A 21,200-nucleotide genomic window follows, 5' to 3' on the forward strand; every position below is an offset into this window, starting at 1 on the left:
GGCTCAGCGCGCCGTCATCTTGATGCCGATCGCGGTGACGACCACGTTGACGACGAACAACGACATGAACGCGTACACCACCGTCTCGTTGACGGCGTTGCCGACGGCTTTGGCGCCGCCGCCGGAGATCGTCAGGCCGCGGTAGCAGGCGACCATGCCGGCGATCAGGCCGAACAGCGCCGCCTTGATGCAGGAGATGATCAGCTCGGGCACCCCGGTCAGCAAGGTGATGCCGGCCGCGAACGCGCCCGGGTTGACGTCTTGGACGAAGACCGAGAACACGTAGCCGCCGAGGATGCCGATGATCACCACCAGGCTGTTGAGCAGCAGCGCCACCAGCCCGGCGGCCAGCATGCGCGGTGTGACCAGCCGCTGCACCGGGTTGATGCCCAGCACTTCCATGGCGTCGATCTCTTCGCGGATGGTGCGCGAGCCCAGGTCGGCGCACATGGCGGTGGCACCGGCGCCGGCCACGATCAACACCGTCACCATCGGCCCGACCTGGGTGACCGCCCCGAACGCCGCGCCGGCACCGGAGAGGTCCGCCGCGCCGAGCTCCCGCAGCAGGATGTTCAGGATGAAGCTGACCAGCACCGTGAAGGGAATCGCCACCAGCAAGGTGGGCGCCAGCGACACCCGCGCGACGAACCAGGACTGCTCGAGGAACTCCCGCGCCTGAAACGGGCGCTTGAACAAGAAGCGCACCGCGTCCACGGTCATGGCGAAAAGCCCCCCGACGGCCTGCATCGGCTCCGCCAGCCGCCCGATCGCCAGCTGCGGGGACCACGAGGTCAGGTCCTTGATCCCCATAACGGCAGACTCCTTTAAGAACACTCGTGGCACGCGCGAGTGGATACTATCCGATTCAAGGTTTGTGCGATAGCTGCTTCTAGTTTTTTTGCACACTCATTCTCATTTAGAGCAAACGCCTCATCTATAGTCGTCCGTCGATCCGCAAGTCGGGATGCACCCAGTCCGGAGACCGGCGCTCTTTGAACGACCGGAAGCCCTCGACGGCCTCCGGTGCACGCAGGCTGGTGCTCATCCCGATCCGGTCGAACAACCCGATGTAGGAGTCCAGGCTGGCCTTGACCACCGCGCGCGCGGCCGGCGCCGTCCGGCAGCACTGCGCCAGCACGTCACGCGCCGTGGCGAGCAGGTCGTCATGCGGGACCACCCGGGCCACCATGCCCCAGTCCAGTGCCTCCTGGGCGCCGAACGTGCGACCGGTGAACATCAGGTCGCGGGTCCGGACCGGCCCGATGACCCGCGCCAGCATCTGGCTGTAATAGGTGTCGGCGATACCGCGGAACAGCTCGGGCACCCGGAACGTCGCCCGGTCGCTGACCACCGCGACGTCGCTGCACAACGCGATCTGCAGCCCGCCGCCCTGACACAGGCCGTTGACCGCGGCGACGACCGGTTTGACCGAGGTGCGGACGGCATCGAACGGGGTGACGTCCATGCCGAGCGCGGCGCCGAAGGTGATCCAGTCATCCGCCCCGCCGCCGCCCATGTCACCACCCGGCGCGAACACGTCGCCGGTGCCGGTGATCAGCAACCCGGCCAGCTCGGGGTCCTCGTTGACCCGGCCGACCGCGTAACGAATCCCGAAGTACATCGCGGGCGTCATCGCGTTACGGGCCTCGGGGCGGTCCAGCGTGCACACCGCGATCGGCCCCTCGCGCCGAAACGACAGGAACGGCGTTCCCAGCCAGTCACCCTCGGGCGGCCGCGGTGATTCAGCATTCATTTGCACAGACCTCTCGCACCAACTCCAGCGAGCCCAGCTCGCGGATCGCCTGACAGGCCCGTCGCAACATGGTGACGAACATGTCGTCGCCGCGGTCGGTGCCGGTCGCGAAGACCAGCCCGAACGCGCAGATCAGCGGGGCCTGCAACATCCCGAACCGGTAGTCCTGCCAACAGGTTTCCCGGTCATAATCGGTCACCCCGTGGCCCAGCAGCGCGTCGTGGTAGGCCGCGACCAGATCGGCCTCGATCGCCGACCGCAGCTCGGGCCGCAGGCTCGTCGCGGTGAAGTACGCCAGATCCCGGGCCGGCAGCCCGACACCCAGCGTCTGCCAATCGACCACCCAGATCTGCTTTTCGTCCGGGCTGAACAGCATGTTGTCCAGCCGGTAATCCCCGTGGATCAGCGAGAACCGGCCGAGCGGCGCCGACACCCACGGCGTGATCAGACCCAGTGCGGCCGTCAACGTCTCACAGTCGGCGTCGCCGAGTTGGCCGCCGAGCCGCTCGACGGTGGTGTCGGCGCACATCCGGGCGATGTCGCCCATGCCCTTGGCGCCGGCCTCGTCCAACTGGGTCATCGCCAGGCCGGGGAACGTCAGCCACTTTTCGCCGCACCAGGTGGGCGCGTGCAGTCCGGCCAGCGCGGTCACCGCCAGTCGCGCCTGTTGCTCATCGCATCCCGCGATCTGATCGCCCTGTGCCGCGGGCGCGCGATCGGCGAGCAGCAACGCGTACTCGGTTGCATCGGCATTGATTTCGCAGTGGAAGCACTCCGGGATCGGTATCCGGACGCGGTCGGCGACATCTTGGTAGAAGGCGCACTCACTGCGGTAGCCCAGCACGACACGATCGCGGACGGCATCGTCACCGGCCGGCAGTTTGATCACGAACGTGCCGGGCAGCTCGCCGGGGTTGTCGGTGTAGCGGGCCGTCACCCGGTAGGTGGCCCCGGTCTGGCCGGTGCCGACCGGGACGACGTCGACAGAAGCCACCTCGACCGGTTGTCCCCGGGTACTCAATACCGCCGAAAGCCACTCGCTGGTCACGTCGTGCGGATACCGCGGAACCGAACTACCCGAAGTCACCGGCCACACTCCGGCGCAACGGAACTCATCCCCGAAGTCCCGACCGGCAACCACTTCCAACCATGCCGGGAGACGTTACAGTAAGAATTTCAGTATGGTCAACGAATGGAGACTCCGCAGATGACGAACGCCCAGGGCTGGCAGGAGACGCTGGAGGATCTGGACCGGCGGCGGCAGCACACGCAGGCCATGGGCGGCGCCGAGCGGGTGGCCAAGCACCGCGGCAAGGGCAAGCTCGACGCACGAGCCCGGATCGCTCACCTGCTCGACCCGGGAACCTTCCGCGAGCTGGGCACCATGGTGGGCGCCGAGATCGCCGCCGACGGGATCGTGGTCGGGTCCGGGGAGATCAACGGCTCCCCGGTGATGGTCGGCGCGGAGGATTTCACCACGCTGGCGGGCAGCATCGGGCCCGGCGGCAACGCCAAGCGGTACCGCATCGCCGAACTGGCCCTGCGCGACAAGATTCCGCTGGTGATGCTGCTGGAGGGCGCCGGATTCCGCCCCACCGGTGAGCATTACGGCCGCACCCCGACCGACCTGCTGGCCCAGGCGCAGTGCTCGGGCAAGGTGCCGACCGTCGCCGCGGTACTGGGCCCGTCGGCCGGGCATGGCGCTCTGGTCGGCCCGGTCTGCGATTTCCGGATCATGAGTCGCCACGGCGCGATCTTCACCGCCGGGCCGCCGGTGGTGAAAGAGTCGACGGGCGAAGAGATCTCGAAGGAGGACCTGGGCGGTCCCGAGGTCGCCCTGAACAGCGGCGTGATCCACAACCTCGCCGACGACGACGCCGCGGTGCTCGACGACATCCGCCGGTATCTGTCCTACTTCCCGCCGAGCGCCTGGTCGTATCCGGCGGCGCTGCCCGCCGACCCGGCCGGCGAATCGAGGCCCACACCCGAACTACTCGACATCGTGTCGCGGGACAATCGTCGGGTCTACGACATGCGGTCGGTGCTCGACGTCGTCTTCGACCGGCCCGACTGGTTCGAGGTGCAGCCCCGGTTCGGCCGCGCGATCATCTGCGCGCTGGCCCACCTGGGTGGCCATCCGGTGGCAGTGGTCGCCAATCAGCCTCAGGTGCTGGCCGGCTCCATCGACACCGACGCCGCGGACAAGGCCGCCCACTTCATCACCGTCGCCGATTCGTTCCACCTGCCGATCGTGTTCCTGGCCGATAACCCCGGCATGCTGCCCGGCAGCCGTTCGGAGCGCAGCGGCGTGCTGCGGGCCGGCGCCCGGATGTTCGCCGCCCAGACCGCGGCCACCACCCTGAAACTGCATCTGACGCTGCGCAAGGCCTACGGTTTCGGCTCGATGGTGATGTCGCTGCTCGGGTTCGACTCGCAGGTGGCGACATTCGCCTACCCGGGGGCGACGATGGGAGCGATGAGCGCGGCCGCTTTGAGCGCCGCCTCGCACGCCGGCGAGGATCTGGCGGCCAAGCTGCGCGACACCGAACTGCAGGCGTCGTATCACTCAGCCAAGCAGCTCGGCTTCGACGAGCTGATCGACCCGCGGGAAACCCGCGATGCGCTGCTGAGCGCCCTGCGGCGCGGTCTTTCCAGCCGGCAGGCCGCCGCCGAACCGGTGACCCGAACCGTCATCATGCCCTGATGGCCACCTTGCGCGACGCGATCCTGGGCGGCTGGGAATTGTCGTCGATGGAATCCCGCGACGTCGACACCGGGGCGGTGTCGCACCCGCTGGGCTCAGCACCGCGCGGCCTGATCCTCTACACCGGTGACGGCTACATGTCCGCGCAGCTCGCTTCGGGCGACGATGCGGCGCTGCGCCAGTACATCGCCTACGGCGGGCGGTTCCGGGTCGACGAGGACACCGCAACCGTGCACCATCTGGTGAGTGTGTCGATGCTGCCGGAGTTGCTCACGGCGCCGCAGTTGCGTCAGGCCACCGTCGACGGCGACCGGCTCACCTTGTCGGCGACCACCACCAGCGACGGTGTGACGAGCCACAACACGCTGGTCTGGGTCAGACGTCGATGATGATCTTGCCGATGGCCTTACGGTCGGCCACGTAGCGCAGCGCCGCCGCGGTCTCGGCCAACGGGAAGCGGGCGCCGATGTAGGGGCTGACTCTGCCCTCGGCGAACAGTCGCTGCAGTTCGGTCAGGTCGCGCTCGTTGTATTCCGGGTGGTCGTCGGCGAATGTCCGGATCTCCATGCCCTGCACCGTGATCCCCTTGAGCATCACCAGGTTCAGCGGGATCGCCGGGATCGAACCGGCGGCGTAACCGAGCGTGACGAAGCGGCCGCCGCGGGCCAGGCTGCGCAACGCCGGTTCGGCATAGCGCCCGCCGACCGGGTCGAGCACCGCCTGCGCGCCGTCGCCGGTGATCTCACGGATCCGGACCTTGAGATCCTCCCGGTCATAGTCGATCACAGCCTCCGCGCCACGTTCGGTGCATACCGCGAGCTTCTCCGGGCTGGACGCGGCGGCCAGCACCCGCGCGCCCATCGCCACTCCCAGGTCGACCGCAGCCAGCCCGACACCGCCGGCCGCGCCGAGCACCACCACCCAATCCCCTTGCACCACTTGGGCGACCGAACGCAGCGCGTGATACGCGGTGCGGTACGTGACGCCGAATCCGGCCGCGGCCGCGTAGTCGACGCCGTCGGGAATCGCGCTCGCCGCCGCCGCCGGCAGCAGCGCCTGCTCGGCGAATCCGCCCACGAACGAGGTGCCGGCCACCCGGTCACCGGGGGCGAACGGCACCCCGTCGCCGACTGCGATCACATCGCCGGACAGTTCGCTGCCGGGAGTGAACGGCGTCGGGATCTTCAGCTGGTACTTGCCGTCGATCATCAGCACGTCGGGGAAGTTGACCGCCGCGGCCCGCACCCGCACCACCATCGTGCCGGGCCCGGGTGTGGGGTCCGGAAGCTCCTGCAACACCAGGTCTTCCGGCGGTCCGTACTGTTGGCAAACGATCGCGCGCATCAAACTCCCAGTCCACGTAGACAGAACGCCACCAGATGGTCGACATCGGTCCGCTTGGGCTGGGCGGCGCCGCCCAGGTAGCGGCGCATGGCGGCCAGTGTGCAGGTGAAAACGATATCCGCGTCCCGGCTCGGGTCGCGACCCCCGAGTGCCGCCACCGGTTCGGTGAGCAGATCGCGCAGCGGCGCCAGGATCTCATCATCGGAGACCCCGGTGGCCGTCAGCTGGGAACTGGCCGCGCGGCTCAGGCTCAGCAGATGCGGGTCGGACACCTGCGCCACCGTACCGCGGATCCATCGGGCCACCTTGCCGGCCGGCGTGGCCTCCTTGGCCAATTGGTGCTCCAGATAGGAGACGACGATCGCGACGCCGCGTTCCATCACCGCCTGGAAGAGTTCGTCCTTGCCGGTGAAGTAGCGGTAGAACGCCTTGTTCGACGATCCGGACTCGGCGACGATGTCCGACACCCGCGGCTCTTCGGGCGCCACCCGCGCCAGCACCGTCACCGCGGCGGCCAGGATGCGTTCCACCTCGGCGGTCGCCTGCTGCTCGCGCAGGTCGAGCGCGCGGTGTACCGCGGCGTCGACACGTGTGGTCACGGCAGCGCGGGGACCCGGTCGACCAGGTCGCCGTACTTGGCGCGGGCGGCCTCGATGCGGTTGTCCAGGAATTCGCTGGGCCACTCCGGGTCCTCGGCCTCATAGCCTTTGAGCAGTAGCCGGGCCAGGTTGACCTTGTGCGCCTCGGTGGGCCCGTCGGCCAGCCCGAGTGCCACCCCACCCAGCAGCACGTTCACCAGCGGGAGCTGCTCGGTCAGCCCCATTGCGCCGTGAACCTGGATGGCGCGCAACCCGATTGACTTCAGTACCTGCGACGCCAGGATCTTGCACACCCCGATCTCGGCGCGGGCGGCATGCTCGCCGGCGGTGTCGATCAGCCAGGCGGCGTGCAGCACCGTCAACCGGAAGGGCACCAGCTCGGCGTAGGAGTCGGCGATGAATTCCTGCACCAGCTGCTTGTCGGCCAGTGAACTGCCCTGGGTGAAGCGGCTCTTGGCGCGGCGGGCCATCATGTCGATGGCGCGTTGCGCCACCCCGATGGAGCGCATGGCGTGATGCAGCCGCCCGCCGGCCAGCCGGTTCTGCAGAATCAGGAACCCTTGGCCCGGCTCGCCGAGGATGGCCTCGGCCGGCACCCGCACGTCGTCGTAACGCACCAGCGAATGCCCGGCCTCATGCGGATGTGAACCCACCAGGTGGTGGGTGGCCTCGACGACCAGCCCCGGCGTGCCGGCCGGGATCAGGAACGTCGACGCGCCGCGGTGCACCGGCACGTCCGGGTCGGTGATGGCGACCACGATGAAGAACGATGCCACCGAGGCGTTGGAGGAGAAGTACTTTCGGCCGGTGATCACCCACTCGTCGCCGTCGCGCACCGCCTTGGTGGTGAACACCCGCGGGTCGGCGCCGCCCTGCGGTTCGGTCATCGAGAAGCAGGAGAAGATCTCGCCGGACAGCAGCCCGGCCAGATACTTGTCCTTTTGGTCCTGGGTGCCGAACCGGGCCAGGATCTCGGCGTTGCCGGTGTCGGGGGCCTGGGTGCCGAACACGATCGGCGCCCAGCTCGACCGGCCCAGGATCTCGTTGATCAGGGTCAGTTTGACCGCGCCGAAGCCCTGCCCGCCGAGTTCGGGACCCAGATGCGGGGCCCACAGTCCCTGCTCGCGCACCCGGTCTTTGAGTGGGTCGACGATGCGGCGCCGTTCGTCGTTCAGCGGCAGATATTCGCAGCCCGGGAACAGCACCTCGAGTGGTTCGACCTCGTCGCGCACGAACTCCCGGATCCAGTCGAGCTTCGCCTCGAACTCCGGTTCGGTGGAGAAATCCCACGCCATGTCCGCTCCTTTCGTCGCTCGATCAGGGCGGGCCGCCGTCGGCCCGCAGTATCGAGGCAGTGGTGTAGCTGGATGCATCCGACATCAAAAACAGTGCCGCGCCGACGATCTCGTTCGGCTGGCCGGCACGTTGCAGGGCGAAGTGACCGAACGGGTTGGCGTCGCCGAAGTTCCACGCCTTGGAGATGTCGGTCAGGAACGGCCCCGGCATCAAGGTGTTGACCCGCACGGCCGGCCCGTACGCCTGGGCCAGCGCTTCGGTCATGACGTTGAGTCCGGCTTTGGCTGCGGCGTAGGGGATGAACGACGGATGCGGGCGCAGCGAGCCGTGGGTGCTGACGTTGATGATCGAGCCCCGGCCGGCGGCCACCATGCGTTCACCGACCAGGGCCGAAAGCCGGAACGGCCCCTTGAGGTTGAGGTTGACCACCGCGTCGAACATCTTCTCGGTGACGTCGGTCTGCTTGTCGTACACCGGCGACATGCCCGCATTGTTGACCAGCACGTCGACCCGGCCGAACTGCTCATAGGCCGCGTCGACCAAGCCGTCGAGCTGATCCCAGCGCCCGACGTGCACCGCGTACGGCATGGCGGCGCGCCCCGTCGCCGCCTCGATCTCGGCGGCGGTGGCCTGGCACGCGTCGAGTTTGCGGCTGGCGATCACCACGTCCGCGCCGCAGTGGGCGGCCGCCAGCGCCATCTCGCGGCCCAGACCGCGGCTGCCACCGGTGACCAGCACCACCCGGTCGGTCAGGTCGAACAATCCGTCGGCATACCCCATGTCAGGCTCCCGTCGACGAGCGGGCCAGTTCGGCCGCGCTGGCGATCAACTGCGGGATCATCGGGCCCATGGCCGCGGCGATCTTCGGGTCGACCCGGTCGCCGGTGACCGAGGCGGCGTAGGTCTTCTCCAGCACGATCCCGAGTTTCCAGTTGGCCAGCACCAGGTAGTAGTCGATGTGCTCCGTCGACAGCCCGCTGATCTTCTCGTAATGCTCGAGCAATTCGCTGCGGGTGGGCATGCCGGCCAGGTCGGCGTAATAGCCTTGGGTGCGAGGGTTTTCGCCGTCGTAGCCCAGCAGCGCCCAAGCCAGATCCAGTAGCGGATCGCCGATGGTGGTCATCTCCCAGTCGATGATCGCGACGAGTTTCGCCGGGGCGCCGTGGGCATACATCACGTTGGCGAACTGGTAGTCGCCGTGCATGATGCCCGGGGTGTAGTGGGTGGGGCGGTTGCCGCGCAACCAGTCGGATGCCTCGTCGAGGCCCGGCAGGTCGCGCACCCGGTAGCTGTCCAGGAAGGCCAGCCAGCGATCGACCTGGCGCTCGTGAAATCCGTCTGGACGGCCGAACCCTTCCAGCCCCTGCGCCCGCCAGTCCACCCGCCCGAGCCGGGCGGCGCCCTCGACCAGTTCGAAGGCCAGGCCGCGTCGCGCGGTCAGGTCGGCGTCGAACGGAGCCGGCCACGCGTTGCCGGTCGAGTTCCAGCCGTCCACCTCGGCCATGACGTAGAACGGTACGCCGAGCAGTTCGCCGGTGTCGTCGGCGGCGATCAGTTCCGCGTGCGGGACGTCGGTGCCCGACAGGGCACGCACCAGCCGGATCTCGCGCCGCAGCCCGTCGATACGGGCCGCGTCGGCCCGCGCGCCCGGCATCCGCAGCACCATCGCGGCACCGCCCCGGCACAGCCGGTAAAGGGTGTTCTGCGAGCCGCCGGTGAGCGGTTCCAGCGTGGGGGTCTCGCCATCTCCGGGGGCGCCGTTGGCGTCGAGCCAGCGGCCCAGCGCCACCGCGTCGAGCCGGGTTCCTTGTCCGTCATCCATCGGCCGCACCTCTCAATCTCCAAATGGAGAATACCGTTCTCCGCGGAAAACGGAAGGGCTGCCCGCGATTGCGCGGGGACTGCTGCCGCGGTCAGGAGTTGAGGACCTCGGCGATCGGGGCGCCGCCGGCGATCTTGGCCCGCACCCCCATCACCTTGCCGGGCCGGCCCGCGCCGACGACACCGACCAGCACGCCGTCCCGCTCGTAGTAAGCCAAGAACTTGTGGCCGTCGTCCTCGACCAGGTGCACAGTGTCGGTGGCCTTCGGCTCGCCCAGGCACTGGATCTTGACGTCGTACTGGTCGCTCCAGAAGTACGGCGGGACCAGTACGTCGTGCAACGACTCCCGGCCCAGCATCGTCGGCACCATCACCCGCACCTGGGTGACCACGTTGCTCCAGTGCTCGACCCGGACTTCATGTCCGCCACCGCGCCAGAACGCCACGTCGCCGACGGCCCACACGTTCGGCGCGCTGGTGCGCCCGGTCAGGTCGCAGAGCACCCCGTTCTCGACCTCGATGCCGCTGCCGTCCAGCCAGCCGGTCGCCGGGTGCGAGCCGACGCCGAGCACCACCAGGTCGGCGGCCAGCTCGGTGCCGTCGGTGAGCACAACGGTCTCGACGCGCCCGGCGCCGCGGACCTCCGCGACCCCGATGCCGCCGCGGACCTCGACACCGTTGGCACGGTGCATTCGCGCCACCAGTTCACCGATCTGCTCCCCGAGCACCCCGGCCAGCGGGGTGGGCTGCGGCTCGACCAGCACCACGTCGACTCCCAGCTTGCGCAGGCTGGCCGCCGCCTCGCAGCCGATGAAACCGGCGCCGATCACCACCGCGCGCCGTGCCGCGGCCGCATCGCCGCGCAACACCAGGCTGTCCTCGAAGGAGCGGACCACCCGGATGCCGTCCACGTCACCCAGGCTCGGAATGCGCCGCGGCACCAGGCCGGTGGCGATGACGAGCTGGTCATAGCCGAGCACGGTGCCGTCGGCCAGGGTCACGGTCTGCGCCGCGGGGTCCACGCCGCTGGCGCCACATCCCAGCCGCAGGTCGATAGCGCGGTCGGCGTAGAACTCCGGCGGTTCCAGGGTGGTGTCGTCGCGTTCGCCGCGCAGCACGTCCTTGGTCAGCGGTGGCCGGTCATACGGCAATCGGGTCTCATCGGAGACGATCGTGATCGGCCCGGTGTACTCCTCGCGTCGGAGCTCCTCGGCGGTACGCACGGCGGCCAGACCCCCGCCGACGATGACGATCCCGTGTTCGGGCACGTCGATCCCCCTAGTTGTGGTCCCAGCAGAGCGCTCAGTATTTCAAAGCGCCCTTGTCGACCGGGATCTGCACACCCGTCAGGACTCCCGAACCCTCACCGGCCAGCCAGACGACCACCTCGGCGACCTCTTCGGAGCTCATGAAACCGTTGGGACGCAACGGCATCGGGGGGAAGGCGTGCAGGAAGTCGGGGTGCTCGCCGAAGATCTTGGCCATCACCTGCGGTTCGATCATCGGGGTGTCCACCGAGTAGGGGTGAATGGAGTTGACCCGGATCCCGTGCTCGCCGACCTCCAGCGCCAGGGTGTTGGTCAAAGCCACCAGGCCGTACTTGGACGCCGCGTAGTGGCCGTTGCCGGGCGTGGCCTTCAACCCGGCCGAGGAGCTGACGATCACGATCGACCCGCCGTTGCCGGCCTCGATCATCGCCGGCACCGCGGCGCGGATGGTGCGCCAGGTGCCGGTCAGGTTGACGTCGATGACGGTGTTCCACTGCTCGTCAGTGAGCTCCCAGAGCCGGCCCCAGCTCAACACCCCGGCGTTGGCCACCACGACGTCGAGCCGGCCGAACTGCTCCACCCCGTCGGCGACCAGGGCACGCAGCGCGCCGTCGTCGCGGACGTCGAGCGAGCGGGCCAGCACCTTGCGGCCCTGCGCCTCGACCCCGCGGACCATCTCGGCGAGGTCGTCGGGCGTGGCGGCCGGATAGGTGATGCACTCCGATGCCGGCGCGCAGATGTCCGCGGCGATGATGTCGGCACCCTCGGCCGCCAACCGGATCGCGTGCGCCCGGCCCTGACCGCGCGCCGCGCCGGTGACCAATGCCACCTTGCCCTGCAAAGTCCCGTTAGCGTTCACGGGCTTCAGGCTAGCAGCAATTAGAACGTGTTCTACCGTCTGCGGACCTCACAGTTCGGCGATGATCTGTCGACGCTTCTGTGCGTATTCGTCGTCGGTCACCGCACCGGTGCGCCGCAGCGCGTCCAGTTCCAGTAGCCGTTCGGACGCTGACCGCGGCTCCGGTGCGGCCGGCCCCGACCGCTGCGCACCGGCCCGCCTGACCACCGCCGACACCTGTTGACGCAGCACCGGGTTCGACCGGATGTCGGTCATACCCCGCGCCTCGACGCCGTTGGCCCGCAGCAGCTGCAGGATCTCCATCAGCGGCCCGGCCTGACCGGTGAGGTCGTAGGTCGTGTCGTCCTCGGCCACGGTGAATCGGGCCGGGACCGCACCGGCGAGCAACGCGCTGCGCTGCCAGTCGATTCGGTAGTCGCGGGTGGCCGGGTCGACAAGCACCGCCAGTGTGCGGCTGGAGATCATGGGCAGCCGCGTCACCGACGCCAGCACCCGATCCTGGGCGTCGAACGGGCTCAGCCCGGGCCCCTCGATGTGCAGGTCGAGTTTGACCAGCGGTTGCTCGTTGATCCGCGTCCCGGTCTCGTGCACGCCGGTCACCTGCGCCAGGGCGAGCACACCATGCTGCTCCAGGAAATGGCTGGTGGCGCCCGACTTCGCGCCGTAGGAGGTCAGCGCCAGTGCGACGAGCACGTCGGCGAAGCTGACCAGCAACCCGGTGTAGAACATCCACTTCAGATCGGCCTGTCGTCCGGTCGCGAAAAAGACCGCGAGGAAGATCGGGCCCACCAGTCCCCCGCACAACAGCACCGCGGCCTGCGCCTTCACATAGCGCCACAACATGAGCGTCACAGTAGCGCCGGCCGGCCACCACGGCGAGCAGTCCCCCGCAAGCGGGAGGTGCCCCCAGCAAAAACCCCCTTTCCACGCGGGAAAGGGGGCCTTTACGTCTGCTCGCGCAGGGATGAACTACTTGATGATCTTGGTGACCCGGCCGGCGCCGACGGTGCGGCCACCCTCACGGATGGCGAACCGCAGACCCTCGTCCATGGCGACGGGCTGGATCAGCTTCACGCTCATCTCGGTGTTGTCACCGGGCATCACCATCTCGGTGCCCTCCGGCAGGCTCACCACACCGGTCACGTCGGTGGTGCGGAAGTAGAACTGCGGACGGTAGTTGGTGAAGAACGGCGTGTGACGGCCGCCCTCGTCCTTGGACAGGATGTAGGCCTGGCCCTCGAACTCGGTGTGCGGGGTGGTGGTGCCGGGCTTGACCACAACCTGGCCACGCTCGACGTCCTCACGCTTGATACCACGGATCAGCAGACCGACGTTGTCACCGGCCTGACCCTGGTCCAGCAGCTTGCGGAACATCTCCACACCGGTGACGGTGGTCTTGGTGGTCTCCGGACGGATGCCGACGATCTCGACGTCCTCGTTGACGTTGATCACGCCACGCTCGACACGACCGGTGACCACGGTGCCACGACCGGTGATCGTGAACACGTCCTCAACGGGCATCAGGAACGGCTTGTCGGTGTCGCGGACCGGGTCCGGGATGGACTCGTCGACGGCCTCCATCAGGTCCTCGACGGACTTGACCCACTTCTCGTCGCCCTCCAGCGCCTTGAGCGCCGACACGCGGACCACCGGGGCCTCCTCGTCGAACTCCTGGGCGGCCAGCAGTTCGCGGACCTCCATCTCGACGAGCTCGAGGAGCTCCTCGTCGTCGACCATGTCGGACTTGTTCAGCGCCACCAGGATGTAGGGCACGCCGACCTGACGGGCCAGCAGCACGTGCTCGCGGGTCTGCGGCATCGGGCCGTCGGTGGCCGCGACCACCAGGATCGCACCGTCCATCTGGGCGGCACCGGTGATCATGTTCTTGATGTAGTCGGCGTGGCCCGGGGCGTCGACGTGGGCGTAATGCCGCTTCTCGGTCTGGTACTCCACGTGGGAGATGTTGATCGTGATGCCGCGCTGCCGCTCCTCGGGAGCGTTGTCGATCTGGTCGAACGCACGCGACTCGTTCAGTTCCGGGTACTTGTCGTGCAGAACCTTGGTGATAGCCGCGGTCAGCGTGGTCTTGCCGTGGTCAACGTGACCGATGGTCCCGATGTTGACGTGCGGCTTCGTCCGCTCGAACTTCGCCTTCGCCACTTCATGTCCTCCTGGACTTGTTGGTGCTGGGTTACAGCAGGTTTGATGTTTTCCAGTTTGTGCCACCGTAGCGGCATGGGCGGGTAGTGCTTATTCGCCCGTCGCCTTGGCGATAATCTCCTTCGCCACCTGCGCCGGCACTTCGGCGTAAGTTGCGAACACCATGGAGTAGTTCGCCCGGCCCTGGGTCTTCGACCGGAGGTCTCCGACGTAGCCGAACATCTCCGACAACGGCACCTGCGCCTTGACGACACGCGCACCGCTGCGCTCCTCCATGGCCTGGATCTGACCACGGCGGGAGTTCAGGTCCCCGATCACATCGCCCATGTAGTCCTCGGGCGTGGTGACCTCGACGGCCATGATCGGTTCCAGGATCACCGGCTGCGCCGCTGCGGCAGCCTTTTTCAGCGCCTGCGAGCCGGCCACCTTGAAGGCCATCTCGGAGGAGTCGACGTCGTGGTACTGACCGTCGAGCAGCGTGACCTTCAGGTTGACCAGCGGGTAGCCGGCCAGCACGCCGTACTGCATGGCGTCCTGGGCGCCGGCGTCGACCGCGGGAATGTACTCGCGCGGGACGCGACCACCGGTGACCTTGTTCTCGAACTCGTAGGTCGCACCGTCTTCGCCGGTGAACGGCTCGAGGTCGATGATGACCTTCGCGAACTGGCCCGACCCACCCGTCTGCTTCTTGTGGGTGTATTCGACCTTCTCCACCTTGCGGCGGATGGTCTCCTTGTAGGCCACCTGCGGCTTGCCGACGTTGGCCTCGACCTTGAACTCGCGGCGCATCCGGTCGACCAGGATGTCCAGGTGCAACTCGCCCATGCCGCCGATCACGGTTTGACCGGTCTCCTGGTCGAGGTGCACCTTGAAGGTCGGGTCCTCTTCGGCCAGCTTCTGGATCGCCAGGCCCAACTTCTCCTGGTCGCTCTTGGTCTTGGGCTCGATGGCGACCTCGATGACCGGGGCCGGGAACGTCATCGACTCCAGCACGATCTGGTTGTTCGGGTCGCACAGCGTGTCGCCGGTGGTGGTGTCCTTCAGCCCGATCACCGCGTAGATGTGGCCGGCCGAAACCGAGTCGACCGGGTTCTCCTTGTTGGAGTGCATCTGGAACAGCTTGCCCAGCCGTTCCTTCTTGCCCTTGGTCGAGTTGATCACCTGGGCGCCGGACTCCACCTTGCCGGAGTACACCCGCACGTAGGTCAGCTTGCCGAAGAACGGGTGCACCGCGATCTTGAACGCCAGCGCCGAGAACGGCTCGTCGATGCTGGGCTTGCGGCTGATGACCTCGTCTTCCTTGCCGGGCACGTGACCCTGCACCGACTCGACGTCCAGCGGCGACGGCAGGTAGTCGACCACCGCGTCCAGCATCGGCTGGACGCCCTTGTTCTTGAACGCGCTGCCGCACAGCACCGGGTAGAGCTCCGAGGAGACCGTCAGCTTGCGGATGCCGCCCTTGATCTCCTCGACCGAGAGCTCCTCACCGCCGAGGTACTTCTCCAGCAGCGCCTCGTCGGTCTCGGCGACGGCCTCCAGCAGCGCGGTCCGGTATTCGTCGGCCTTGTCGGCCAGGTCGGCCGGGATCTCGACGGTCTCGTAGGTCTCGCCGAGCTTGGTCTCACCGCGCCACACCTTGGCGTTCATCTCGACCAGGTCGACGATGCCCTCGAAGTCGTTCTCCGCGCCGATCGGCAGCTGGATCACCAACGGAGTCGCGCCGAGGCGCTCCTTGATGGTGCGCACGGTGAAGTAGAAGTCCGCGCCCAGCTTGTCCATCTTGTTGACAAAGCAGATCCGCGGCACGTCGTACTTGTCGGCCTGCCGCCACACCTGCTCGGACTGCGGCTCCACACCTTCCTTGCCGTCGAAGACCGCAACGGCGCCGTCAAGGACGCGCAGCGACCGCTCCACCTCGACGGTGAAGTCGACGTGGCCCGGGGTGTCGATGATGTTGATCTGGTTGTTGTTCCAGAAGCAGGTCACCGCGGCCGAGGTGATGGTGATGCCGCGCTCCTGCTCCTGTTCCATCCAGTCGGTGGTCGAGGCGCCGTCGTGCGTCTCACCGATCTTGTAGTTGACACCGGTGTAGTACAGGATCCGCTCGGTGGTCGTCGTCTTGCCGGCATCGATGTGCGCCATGATGCCGATGTTGCGGACCTTGTTCAGGTCGGTGAGCACGTCCTGTGCCACAGCTGTCTTCCCACTCTTTCGATAACTTCTATTGCTTGTTGTCGCCGGACCTGCCCCGTCGATCGGGGTGCCGGCCGTCGTCTACCAGCGGTAGTGCGCGAAGGCCCGGTTCGCCTCGGCCATCTTGTGGGTGTCCTCCCGGCGCTTGACCGAAGCGCCGAGCCCGTTGCTGGCGTCGAGGATCTCGTTGGCCAGCCGCTCGACCATCGTCTTCTCCCGGCGCGCCCGCGAGAAGCTCACCAGCCAGCGCAGCGCCAGCGTGGTGGAGCGCTCGGCCCGGACCTCGACCGGCACCTGGTAGGTGGCGCCACCGACGCGGCGGCTGCGCACCTCGAGCGCCGGCTTGACGTTGTCCAGCGCGCGCTTGAGCGTGACCACCGGGTCGGTGCCGGTCTTGTCACGCGCCTGCTCCAGCGCGCCGTAGACGATGCGCTCGGCCAGTGACTTCTTGCCGGCCACCAGCACCTTGTTGACCAACTGGGTGACCAGTTGGGACCCGTAGACCGGGTCGGAAACCAACGGACGCTTGGGAGCGGGACCCTTGCGCGGCATCAGCTCTTCTCCTTCTTGGCGCCGTAGCGGCTGCGGGCCTGCTTGCGGCCCTTGACCCCCTGGGTGTCCAGCGAGCCACGGATGATCTTGTAGCGCACACCCGGCAGGTCCTTCACCCGGCCACCACGCACCAGCACCATCGAGTGCTCCTGCAGGTTGTGGCCCTCGCCCGGGATGTAGGCGGTCACCTCGACCTGGCTGGTCAGCCTGACGCGAGCCACCTTGCGAAGCGCCGAGTTCGGCTTCTTCGGGGTGGTGGTGTACACGCGGGTGCACACGCCACGCCGCTGCGGGCTGCCCTTGAGGGCCGCGGTCTTGACCTTGCCGAGCTTGTCGCGGCGGCCCTTGCGGACCAGCTGCTGAATGGTTGGCATCTACCGGCTTCCTGTATCGCTGTTCAAACTCTGTAATTCCTGCTGTCCTGCGCCCTACCGCTACCCCGCGGTCGGGCGTGTCGCACGGGCCGGCCTCGGATTTCTCCGCTGCATAATGGACATGCGAATTGGGCCAGGCGCGCGCGTTATGTCACCAAACGCGCCTCAGTGGCCAGGCACGAGCTACCACAATACCCGCCAGCACTCCGGCAGGTCAAAGCGCGTCCCCAGCCTTCCCTGCAGCCCCCGCCGCGGCTATCCGGTGCGGCTGTCCATCCCCGCGGCCAGCCGGCGCACCATGTCGGCGAAGACCGCGTCGGTGTCGACATTGTCCATCACCCCGGTCATCTCCAGCAGCACGAAACCGTGCATGGCCGCCCAGAACTCCAGGGCGGCGTGAAACGCCCGGTCGCCGTCGAGCCCGTAGGAGGTCAACACCTCGATCACCGGGGCCGCGGCGCGGGTGGCCGCCGCGGTGTATTCCGGGTCATCACCGCCCAGCGGCATCCGGGTGAACGCCGAATAGCGGCCCGGGTGGTGGTGGGCGTAGCTACGGTAGGCGCCGGCCATCACCAGCACCGCGTCGTCGCGGGCGCGGCCCTGGCCGACCTGGGTCAGCATCTCGAGGATGTCGTCGATGACTCGCATCCGCATCGCGCGGCGCAGGTCACCCAGGCTGTGCACATGGTTGTACAGCGAGGGGCCTTTGGTGCCCAGCTGGGTGGCCAGCGCATTGATGGTCAGGGCGTCCCAGCCCTCGCGGTCCAGGAAGTTCAGTGCGGCGTTGACGATTACGTCCCGGCTCAGCTTGACCGGGCGCGTCCCCGATCTGCCGTTGCCGCGCGAGCGACCACCCGCCGACGGCGGGTCTGGCTGAGCTGACATGGTGTTCGCCCTTCTTAGCGCGGGTGCCGGACGGGAGACGGACGCGCGATCAGCACAAAACTCTAATCGACGGGCAGTTGGGGGAACCCGCCTACGGCCGAGGCGGCGCGACGTAAGCTTTGCCGGGATCGCGTCCGTCGAGAGGGGCACGCAGATGAAATGGACCACGCTGGGTGCCGCCCTGCTGTGCGTCGCGGGCGGTTTGGCGGGCGGCTTGACGAGCGGGGCCCCGAGCGCGCACGCCGTGCCCGGCGACATTCACGTCTACGGGGTGCACGAGACGCGCACGCTGGACTGCAACGGCGGCACGCTGTTCATCAACGGGGTCAACAACACCGTCCACGCGATGGGCAACTGCTGGGCGGTGACCATGCAGGGCTCGCAGAACACCGTCATCGCAGAGACCATCATCAACGACGTCACCGTTTACGGCTACGACCAGACCGTGTACTACCACAACGGCGACCCGCTGCTGTTCGACCGCGGGCGTGAGCTGGGGATGACCAACCGGCTCCAACGCGTAGCGGCGTGACCCGCGGGTCGCCGCCGCTGGGCTGCGCCGCGATCACCACCTTGATGCTCGGCCTGGTTCTCGGTCTGGCCGGCTGCGACGATGCCACCGATGCGGCCCCGGCCAAGCGGCTGTCGATGAGCGCGAATATCGACACCATCGATTACGGCTCGTTCGGGACCACCTCGGCGGTGGACTGTGCCGACGGCAAATCGCTCAATGTGGCCGGGTCCAACAACCGGTTGACGGTCCGGGGTCGCTGCGAGGCGGTGAACGTCGCGGGGGCTGACAACCGGATCACCGTCGAGCGGGTGGACAAATCACTGACGATCACCGGGCTCAACAACTCCGTCACCTACCGCGCCGGCGAGCCGAGCGTGGACGATCGCGGATCGGGCAACACCATCGCCGGCAGCCGCTGACCGCATACGGTCCGGGTTGCGGCGCTCAGGCCTTGGCGCCGTGCCGGCCGGCGCCACCGGCGAACCGGCCCGCCCCCCGCCGCGCCTCATCGGCCACCCGCGAAAGGCTGCCGAATTCGAGATCCATCGCATGCGGTTCGGTCATGCCCCACTGGTGCAGCGCCGACAGCCGATCCGAGCGCAGGCAGCGCTGCGGCAACTCGGCCAGTTCGCCGGCCAACTGCTCGGCGGCGGCGCGGGCCTGCCCGGTGGGCACCACCCGGTTGGCCAGCCCGATCGCGTGCGCCTCGGCGGCGTCCACGGCCCGCCCGGTGAGGATCATGTCCATGGCCCGGCTGTGGCCGATCAATCGGGGCAACCGAACGGTGCCACCGTCGATGAGCGGTACCCCCCAACGCCGGCAGAACACGCCGAACACCGCGTCGGCCTCGACGACCCGCAGGTCGCACCAGAGCGCCAGTTCCAGGCCGCCGGCCACGGCGTAGCCGCTCACCGCGGCGATCACCGGCTTGGTCAGCGTCATCCGGGTCGGCCCCATCGGCCCCGGCCCGCTGCGATGGGTCTGATTGGTCTTCTCGGTGCCGAACGCCTTGAGATCGGCTCCGGCGCAGAAGGTTCCGTGGTCGCCCCACAGCACCGCCACGGCTGCCGAGTCGTCGCGGTCGAATTCGGCGAAGGCCTGATACAACGCGGCGGCGGTCGGTCCGTCGACGGCGTTACGCGCCTCCGGCCGGTCCAGGATCACCGTGGTCACCGCGCCGCTGCGCTCCACTCGTACGTTCATGGCACCTCCACCGTTCGGCCGGCGTCGCGCTGCGCGGCCACCTCGTCTACGAATTCCGCGTAACGCCTGCGGATCCGGTCTCCGGGCCAGTCCGGCGGGAGCAGTTCGGTGGGCAGTACCGGATCGCGGCGCAGATGGCGGACCATGGCAGCGGCGACGATGAAGCGGCCGGGCACGTCGGGGGCAGCCGCGATCTCGGCGAGCAGTTCGTTGCCGGTTGCCGCCCACCCGGCCAGATCCCATAGCCTGCCGGCGAGTTCGGCCGGTGTCTCGTCACGCGCGGTGAGCAGTCGGGTGTGCGCGGTCAGCTCGGCGCCCAGGTCGACGGCGATATTGTCGGGCCGCATCCAAATCCCTTCGCGCAGTTCGCCGAATCGCCGCTCGGTCAGACGGGATCGCAAGGCGGCCCGGGTTCGGGCGTCGCAGCCGATGCTGGTGATCACCACGGCGAGCCAGTCGCCGCCCCAACGCCGGGTCTGCGGATTCAACGCCTCGTCCTGCCGGCGCTGGCGCTCGAGCAGCCGTTCGGAGAGCCCATAGCCCCCGGCGGATCGGACCAGGTCCCCGGCAGCAACCAGCCGGGTGAGCGCCACCCGCATGGCGGTCTCTTTGATGCCGAAACCCGCTGTGATATTGAGTAGTTCAGCAGATGTGGCCGAGGCGGGGTGCGCCCCCAGCAGCACCGACAGCACCACCGATCGGGCCGTCATGCGGACGGGTGCGTCAGGCATGGCCGCTACACATCCGAGGCTCGCCGGCCGTAATCGCCGAACGGCTCGTCGCGGTGGCGCACCGCCTCGCGAAACCCGTGTGCCACCGCGTCGGCGACGAACGCGTGCCCCTCGGGAGTGTGCCGCGCCACGCCGTCGAAGACGGTGCTGACCATTCGGCTGGTCGCCACGCCTTGTTGCTGCAGCGCGGTGTTGAGCGCGAGCTTGGCCATGATCAGCTGGTTGACCGGCATCGCGGCGATACGCGCCACCAGGCGTTCGGTGCGCTCGTCGAGATCCGCCGGATCCGGGGCCTCGATGGCCAGACCCCATTCGGCGGCTTGGGCGCCGGTGATGCAATCCCCGGTCAGCAGTAGGCGTTTGGCACGCTGGTCGCCGAGCCGGTGTGCCCACAGCCCGGCCGCCGGCACCCCCCACACCCGGGTCGGCGGATAGCCGATCTTGGCGTCGGACGCCGCGATCACCTGGTCGGCGTGCAGCGCGATATCGGTGCCGCCGGCCACGCAGTAGCCGTGGATCTTGACCACGGTCGGTTTGTCGGCGTACATCAGCGAGGCGAAGCCGCGAACGAACCGGCTCATCATCTGGTAGTCGACCATCGGATCCCACGGCTGATCGGCACGATGGTTGGCCGCCTGCACCTTGCCGTCGAGCACGCTGCCCCGGTAGCCCTCGCCGCCCGCCGACGACGACCCTTCGGCGTAGGCACTCAGGTCGAAACCGGCGCAGAACCCCTCGCCGCGACCGGATACCAGAATCACGTGCACGTTCGGATCCAGGTCGGCCCGCTCCACCAGGGCCGACAGTTCCAGCGGGGTGTCGGCGGTGATCGCGTTGCCCTTCTCGGGGCGGTCGAAGGTGATCCGGGCGACGCGGTCGGTGACCTCGTAGGTCATCGTCCGCAGGTTGTCGTACTCAACCGGGGCGATGTGGTGCCGCATGAA

General features: G+C 68.2%; 23 protein-coding genes. 4 read left to right on the plus strand and 19 right to left on the minus strand.

Translation table 11 applies throughout. The annotated features are described in order from the left end of the window. Nucleotides 1-3: 3 nt before the first annotated feature. From ACAG20_RS13350 to ACAG20_RS13360, 3 genes are all read right to left on the minus strand, one after another. Nucleotides 4-810, minus strand: a complete 807-nt coding sequence (locus ACAG20_RS13350) for an ABC transporter permease (protein ID WP_112684318.1) — start codon at nt 808-810, stop codon at nt 4-6. Between the two features lie 124 nt (nt 811-934). Further along, nucleotides 935-1,753: an enoyl-CoA hydratase/isomerase family protein gene (locus ACAG20_RS13355; RefSeq protein WP_370492853.1), complete on the minus strand. Its 819-nt coding sequence runs from the start codon at nt 1,751-1,753 to the stop codon at nt 935-937. Next, nucleotides 1,743-2,840 (minus strand): phosphotransferase family protein, encoded by a 1,098-nt coding sequence (locus tag ACAG20_RS13360; protein ID WP_370492854.1) that lies wholly within the window; start codon nt 2,838-2,840, stop codon nt 1,743-1,745. Before ACAG20_RS13360 ends, ACAG20_RS13355 begins: the two co-directional genes overlap by 11 nt. Before the next feature lie 120 nt (nt 2,841-2,960). Here ACAG20_RS13360 and ACAG20_RS13365 point away from each other — a divergent pair, with 120 nt between their 5' ends. Beyond that, nucleotides 2,961-4,457 carry an acyl-CoA carboxylase subunit beta gene (locus ACAG20_RS13365; RefSeq protein ID WP_112684346.1) on the plus strand — a complete coding sequence of 499 codons (1,497 nt, stop codon included), beginning with the start codon at nt 2,961-2,963 and terminating at the stop codon, nt 4,455-4,457. After that, on the plus strand, nt 4,457-4,846 hold the full coding sequence (locus ACAG20_RS13370) for a lipocalin-like domain-containing protein (RefSeq protein WP_112684316.1): 390 nt from the start codon (nt 4,457-4,459) through the stop codon (nt 4,844-4,846). Before ACAG20_RS13365 ends, ACAG20_RS13370 begins: the two co-directional genes overlap by 1 nt. Here ACAG20_RS13370 and ACAG20_RS13375 read toward each other — a convergent pair. The 13 genes from ACAG20_RS13375 to ACAG20_RS13435 all read right to left on the minus strand — a co-directional run bounded on the left by ACAG20_RS13375 (nt 4,833) and on the right by ACAG20_RS13435 (nt 17,808). After that, on the minus strand, nt 4,833-5,801 hold the full coding sequence (locus ACAG20_RS13375; RefSeq protein ID WP_112684315.1) for an NADPH:quinone oxidoreductase family protein: 969 nt from the start codon (nt 5,799-5,801) through the stop codon (nt 4,833-4,835). The two genes, ACAG20_RS13370 and ACAG20_RS13375, sit on opposite strands and share 14 nt — an antisense overlap. Beyond that, nucleotides 5,801-6,400 carry a TetR/AcrR family transcriptional regulator gene (locus ACAG20_RS13380; RefSeq protein ID WP_370492855.1) on the minus strand — a complete coding sequence of 200 codons (600 nt, stop codon included), beginning with the start codon at nt 6,398-6,400 and terminating at the stop codon, nt 5,801-5,803. The genes ACAG20_RS13375 and ACAG20_RS13380 overlap by 1 nt, the downstream gene beginning before the upstream one ends. Then, nucleotides 6,397-7,695 (minus strand): acyl-CoA dehydrogenase family protein, encoded by a 1,299-nt coding sequence (locus tag ACAG20_RS13385; protein WP_370492856.1) that lies wholly within the window; start codon nt 7,693-7,695, stop codon nt 6,397-6,399. Before ACAG20_RS13385 ends, ACAG20_RS13380 begins: the two co-directional genes overlap by 4 nt. Before the next feature lie 22 nt (nt 7,696-7,717). Continuing rightward, a complete protein-coding gene (locus tag ACAG20_RS13390; protein WP_370492857.1) occupies nt 7,718-8,476 on the minus strand; it encodes an SDR family NAD(P)-dependent oxidoreductase in 759 nt (252 codons plus the stop codon). 1 nt (nt 8,477) lies between these two features. Beyond that, entirely contained in the window at nt 8,478-9,518 is a 1,041-nt protein-coding gene (locus ACAG20_RS13395; RefSeq protein WP_370492858.1) for a phosphotransferase family protein, read from the minus strand. 91 nt (nt 9,519-9,609) lie between these two features. Then, on the minus strand, nt 9,610-10,785 hold the full coding sequence (locus ACAG20_RS13400; RefSeq protein ID WP_370492859.1) for an NAD(P)/FAD-dependent oxidoreductase: 1,176 nt from the start codon (nt 10,783-10,785) through the stop codon (nt 9,610-9,612). A gap of 34 nt (nt 10,786-10,819) precedes the next feature. Then, nucleotides 10,820-11,644 (minus strand): mycofactocin-coupled SDR family oxidoreductase, encoded by an 825-nt coding sequence (locus ACAG20_RS13405; protein ID WP_083037212.1) that lies wholly within the window; start codon nt 11,642-11,644, stop codon nt 10,820-10,822. 48 nt (nt 11,645-11,692) lie between these two features. Next, nucleotides 11,693-12,487 carry an SHOCT domain-containing protein gene (locus ACAG20_RS13410; protein ID WP_370492860.1) on the minus strand — a complete coding sequence of 265 codons (795 nt, stop codon included), beginning with the start codon at nt 12,485-12,487 and terminating at the stop codon, nt 11,693-11,695. 126 nt (nt 12,488-12,613) lie between these two features. Further along, the gene (tuf, locus tag ACAG20_RS13415; protein ID WP_370492861.1) at nt 12,614-13,804 is read right to left on the minus strand and encodes an elongation factor Tu; all 1,191 of its coding nucleotides are present in this window, start codon (nt 13,802-13,804) and stop codon (nt 12,614-12,616) included. A 90-nt stretch (nt 13,805-13,894) separates the two neighbouring features. Then, nucleotides 13,895-15,997: an elongation factor G gene (fusA, locus tag ACAG20_RS13420; RefSeq protein WP_370492862.1), complete on the minus strand. Its 2,103-nt coding sequence runs from the start codon at nt 15,995-15,997 to the stop codon at nt 13,895-13,897. Nucleotides 15,998-16,078: 81 nt separating this feature from the next. After that, nucleotides 16,079-16,549, minus strand: coding sequence for a 30S ribosomal protein S7 (rpsG, locus tag ACAG20_RS13425; protein WP_112684306.1), 471 nt, complete (start codon nt 16,547-16,549; stop codon nt 16,079-16,081). Then, entirely contained in the window at nt 16,549-16,923 is a 375-nt protein-coding gene (gene rpsL, locus ACAG20_RS13430) for a 30S ribosomal protein S12 (RefSeq protein ID WP_370492863.1), read from the minus strand. The genes rpsG and rpsL overlap by 1 nt, the downstream gene beginning before the upstream one ends. 255 nt (nt 16,924-17,178) lie before the next feature. Then, nucleotides 17,179-17,808, minus strand: a complete 630-nt coding sequence (locus tag ACAG20_RS13435) for a TetR/AcrR family transcriptional regulator (protein ID WP_370492864.1) — start codon at nt 17,806-17,808, stop codon at nt 17,179-17,181. A 154-nt stretch (nt 17,809-17,962) separates the two neighbouring features. Here ACAG20_RS13435 and ACAG20_RS13440 point away from each other — a divergent pair, with 154 nt between their 5' ends. After that, complete coding sequence (locus ACAG20_RS13440) at nt 17,963-18,340, plus strand: DUF3060 domain-containing protein (RefSeq protein ID WP_370492865.1); 378 nt, start codon at nt 17,963-17,965, stop codon at nt 18,338-18,340. Then, entirely contained in the window at nt 18,337-18,741 is a 405-nt protein-coding gene (locus ACAG20_RS13445) for a DUF3060 domain-containing protein (protein WP_112684302.1), read from the plus strand. The genes ACAG20_RS13440 and ACAG20_RS13445 overlap by 4 nt, the downstream gene beginning before the upstream one ends. 25 nt (nt 18,742-18,766) lie before the next feature. On the opposite strand, the gene ACAG20_RS13450 is transcribed toward ACAG20_RS13445, so the two are convergent. From ACAG20_RS13450 to ACAG20_RS13460, 3 genes are read right to left on the minus strand one after another with little or no spacing between them, the layout of a single operon-like run. After that, nucleotides 18,767-19,525, minus strand: coding sequence for a crotonase/enoyl-CoA hydratase family protein (locus tag ACAG20_RS13450; protein ID WP_370492866.1), 759 nt, complete (start codon nt 19,523-19,525; stop codon nt 18,767-18,769). After that, on the minus strand, nt 19,522-20,256 hold the full coding sequence (locus ACAG20_RS13455; RefSeq protein WP_370492867.1) for a PaaX family transcriptional regulator C-terminal domain-containing protein: 735 nt from the start codon (nt 20,254-20,256) through the stop codon (nt 19,522-19,524). Before ACAG20_RS13455 ends, ACAG20_RS13450 begins: the two co-directional genes overlap by 4 nt. Nucleotides 20,257-20,261: 5 nt before the next feature. Beyond that, a complete protein-coding gene (locus ACAG20_RS13460; protein ID WP_112684499.1) occupies nt 20,262-21,197 on the minus strand; it encodes a crotonase/enoyl-CoA hydratase family protein in 936 nt (311 codons plus the stop codon). Between the last annotated feature and the right edge of the window lie 3 nt (nt 21,198-21,200).

The sequence above is a fragment of the Mycobacterium sp. pW045 genome, assembly GCF_041287085.1.
GTDB classification, from domain to species: domain Bacteria; phylum Actinomycetota; class Actinomycetes; order Mycobacteriales; family Mycobacteriaceae; genus Mycobacterium; species Mycobacterium algericum_A.

Excerpts from the sequence above, each read along its gene's own strand:
- ACAG20_RS13350 (WP_112684318.1), bottom strand. The coding sequence starts at position 810 with ATGGGGATCAAGGACCTGACCTCGTGGTCCCCGCAGCTGGCGATCGGG.
- ACAG20_RS13355 (WP_370492853.1), bottom strand. The coding sequence starts at position 1,753 with ATGAATGCTGAATCACCGCGGCCGCCCGAGGGTGACTGGCTGGGAACG.
- ACAG20_RS13365 (WP_112684346.1), top strand. The coding sequence starts at position 2,961 with ATGACGAACGCCCAGGGCTGGCAGGAGACGCTGGAGGATCTGGACCGG.
- ACAG20_RS13370 (WP_112684316.1), top strand. The coding sequence starts at position 4,457 with ATGGCCACCTTGCGCGACGCGATCCTGGGCGGCTGGGAATTGTCGTCG.
- ACAG20_RS13375 (WP_112684315.1), bottom strand. The coding sequence starts at position 5,801 with ATGCGCGCGATCGTTTGCCAACAGTACGGACCGCCGGAAGACCTGGTG.
- ACAG20_RS13385 (WP_370492856.1), bottom strand. The coding sequence starts at position 7,695 with ATGGCGTGGGATTTCTCCACCGAACCGGAGTTCGAGGCGAAGCTCGAC.
- ACAG20_RS13390 (WP_370492857.1), bottom strand. The coding sequence starts at position 8,476 with ATGGGGTATGCCGACGGATTGTTCGACCTGACCGACCGGGTGGTGCTG.
- ACAG20_RS13395 (WP_370492858.1), bottom strand. The coding sequence starts at position 9,518 with ATGGATGACGGACAAGGAACCCGGCTCGACGCGGTGGCGCTGGGCCGC.
- ACAG20_RS13410 (WP_370492860.1), bottom strand. The coding sequence starts at position 12,487 with ATGTTGTGGCGCTATGTGAAGGCGCAGGCCGCGGTGCTGTTGTGCGGG.
- rpsG (WP_112684306.1), bottom strand. The coding sequence starts at position 16,549 with ATGCCGCGCAAGGGTCCCGCTCCCAAGCGTCCGTTGGTTTCCGACCCG.
- rpsL (WP_370492863.1), bottom strand. The coding sequence starts at position 16,923 with ATGCCAACCATTCAGCAGCTGGTCCGCAAGGGCCGCCGCGACAAGCTC.
- ACAG20_RS13435 (WP_370492864.1), bottom strand. The coding sequence starts at position 17,808 with ATGTCAGCTCAGCCAGACCCGCCGTCGGCGGGTGGTCGCTCGCGCGGC.
- ACAG20_RS13440 (WP_370492865.1), top strand. The coding sequence starts at position 17,963 with ATGAAATGGACCACGCTGGGTGCCGCCCTGCTGTGCGTCGCGGGCGGT.
- ACAG20_RS13450 (WP_370492866.1), bottom strand. The coding sequence starts at position 19,525 with ATGAACGTACGAGTGGAGCGCAGCGGCGCGGTGACCACGGTGATCCTG.
- ACAG20_RS13455 (WP_370492867.1), bottom strand. The coding sequence starts at position 20,256 with ATGCCTGACGCACCCGTCCGCATGACGGCCCGATCGGTGGTGCTGTCG.
- ACAG20_RS13460 (WP_112684499.1), bottom strand. The coding sequence starts at position 21,197 with ATGCGGCACCACATCGCCCCGGTTGAGTACGACAACCTGCGGACGATG.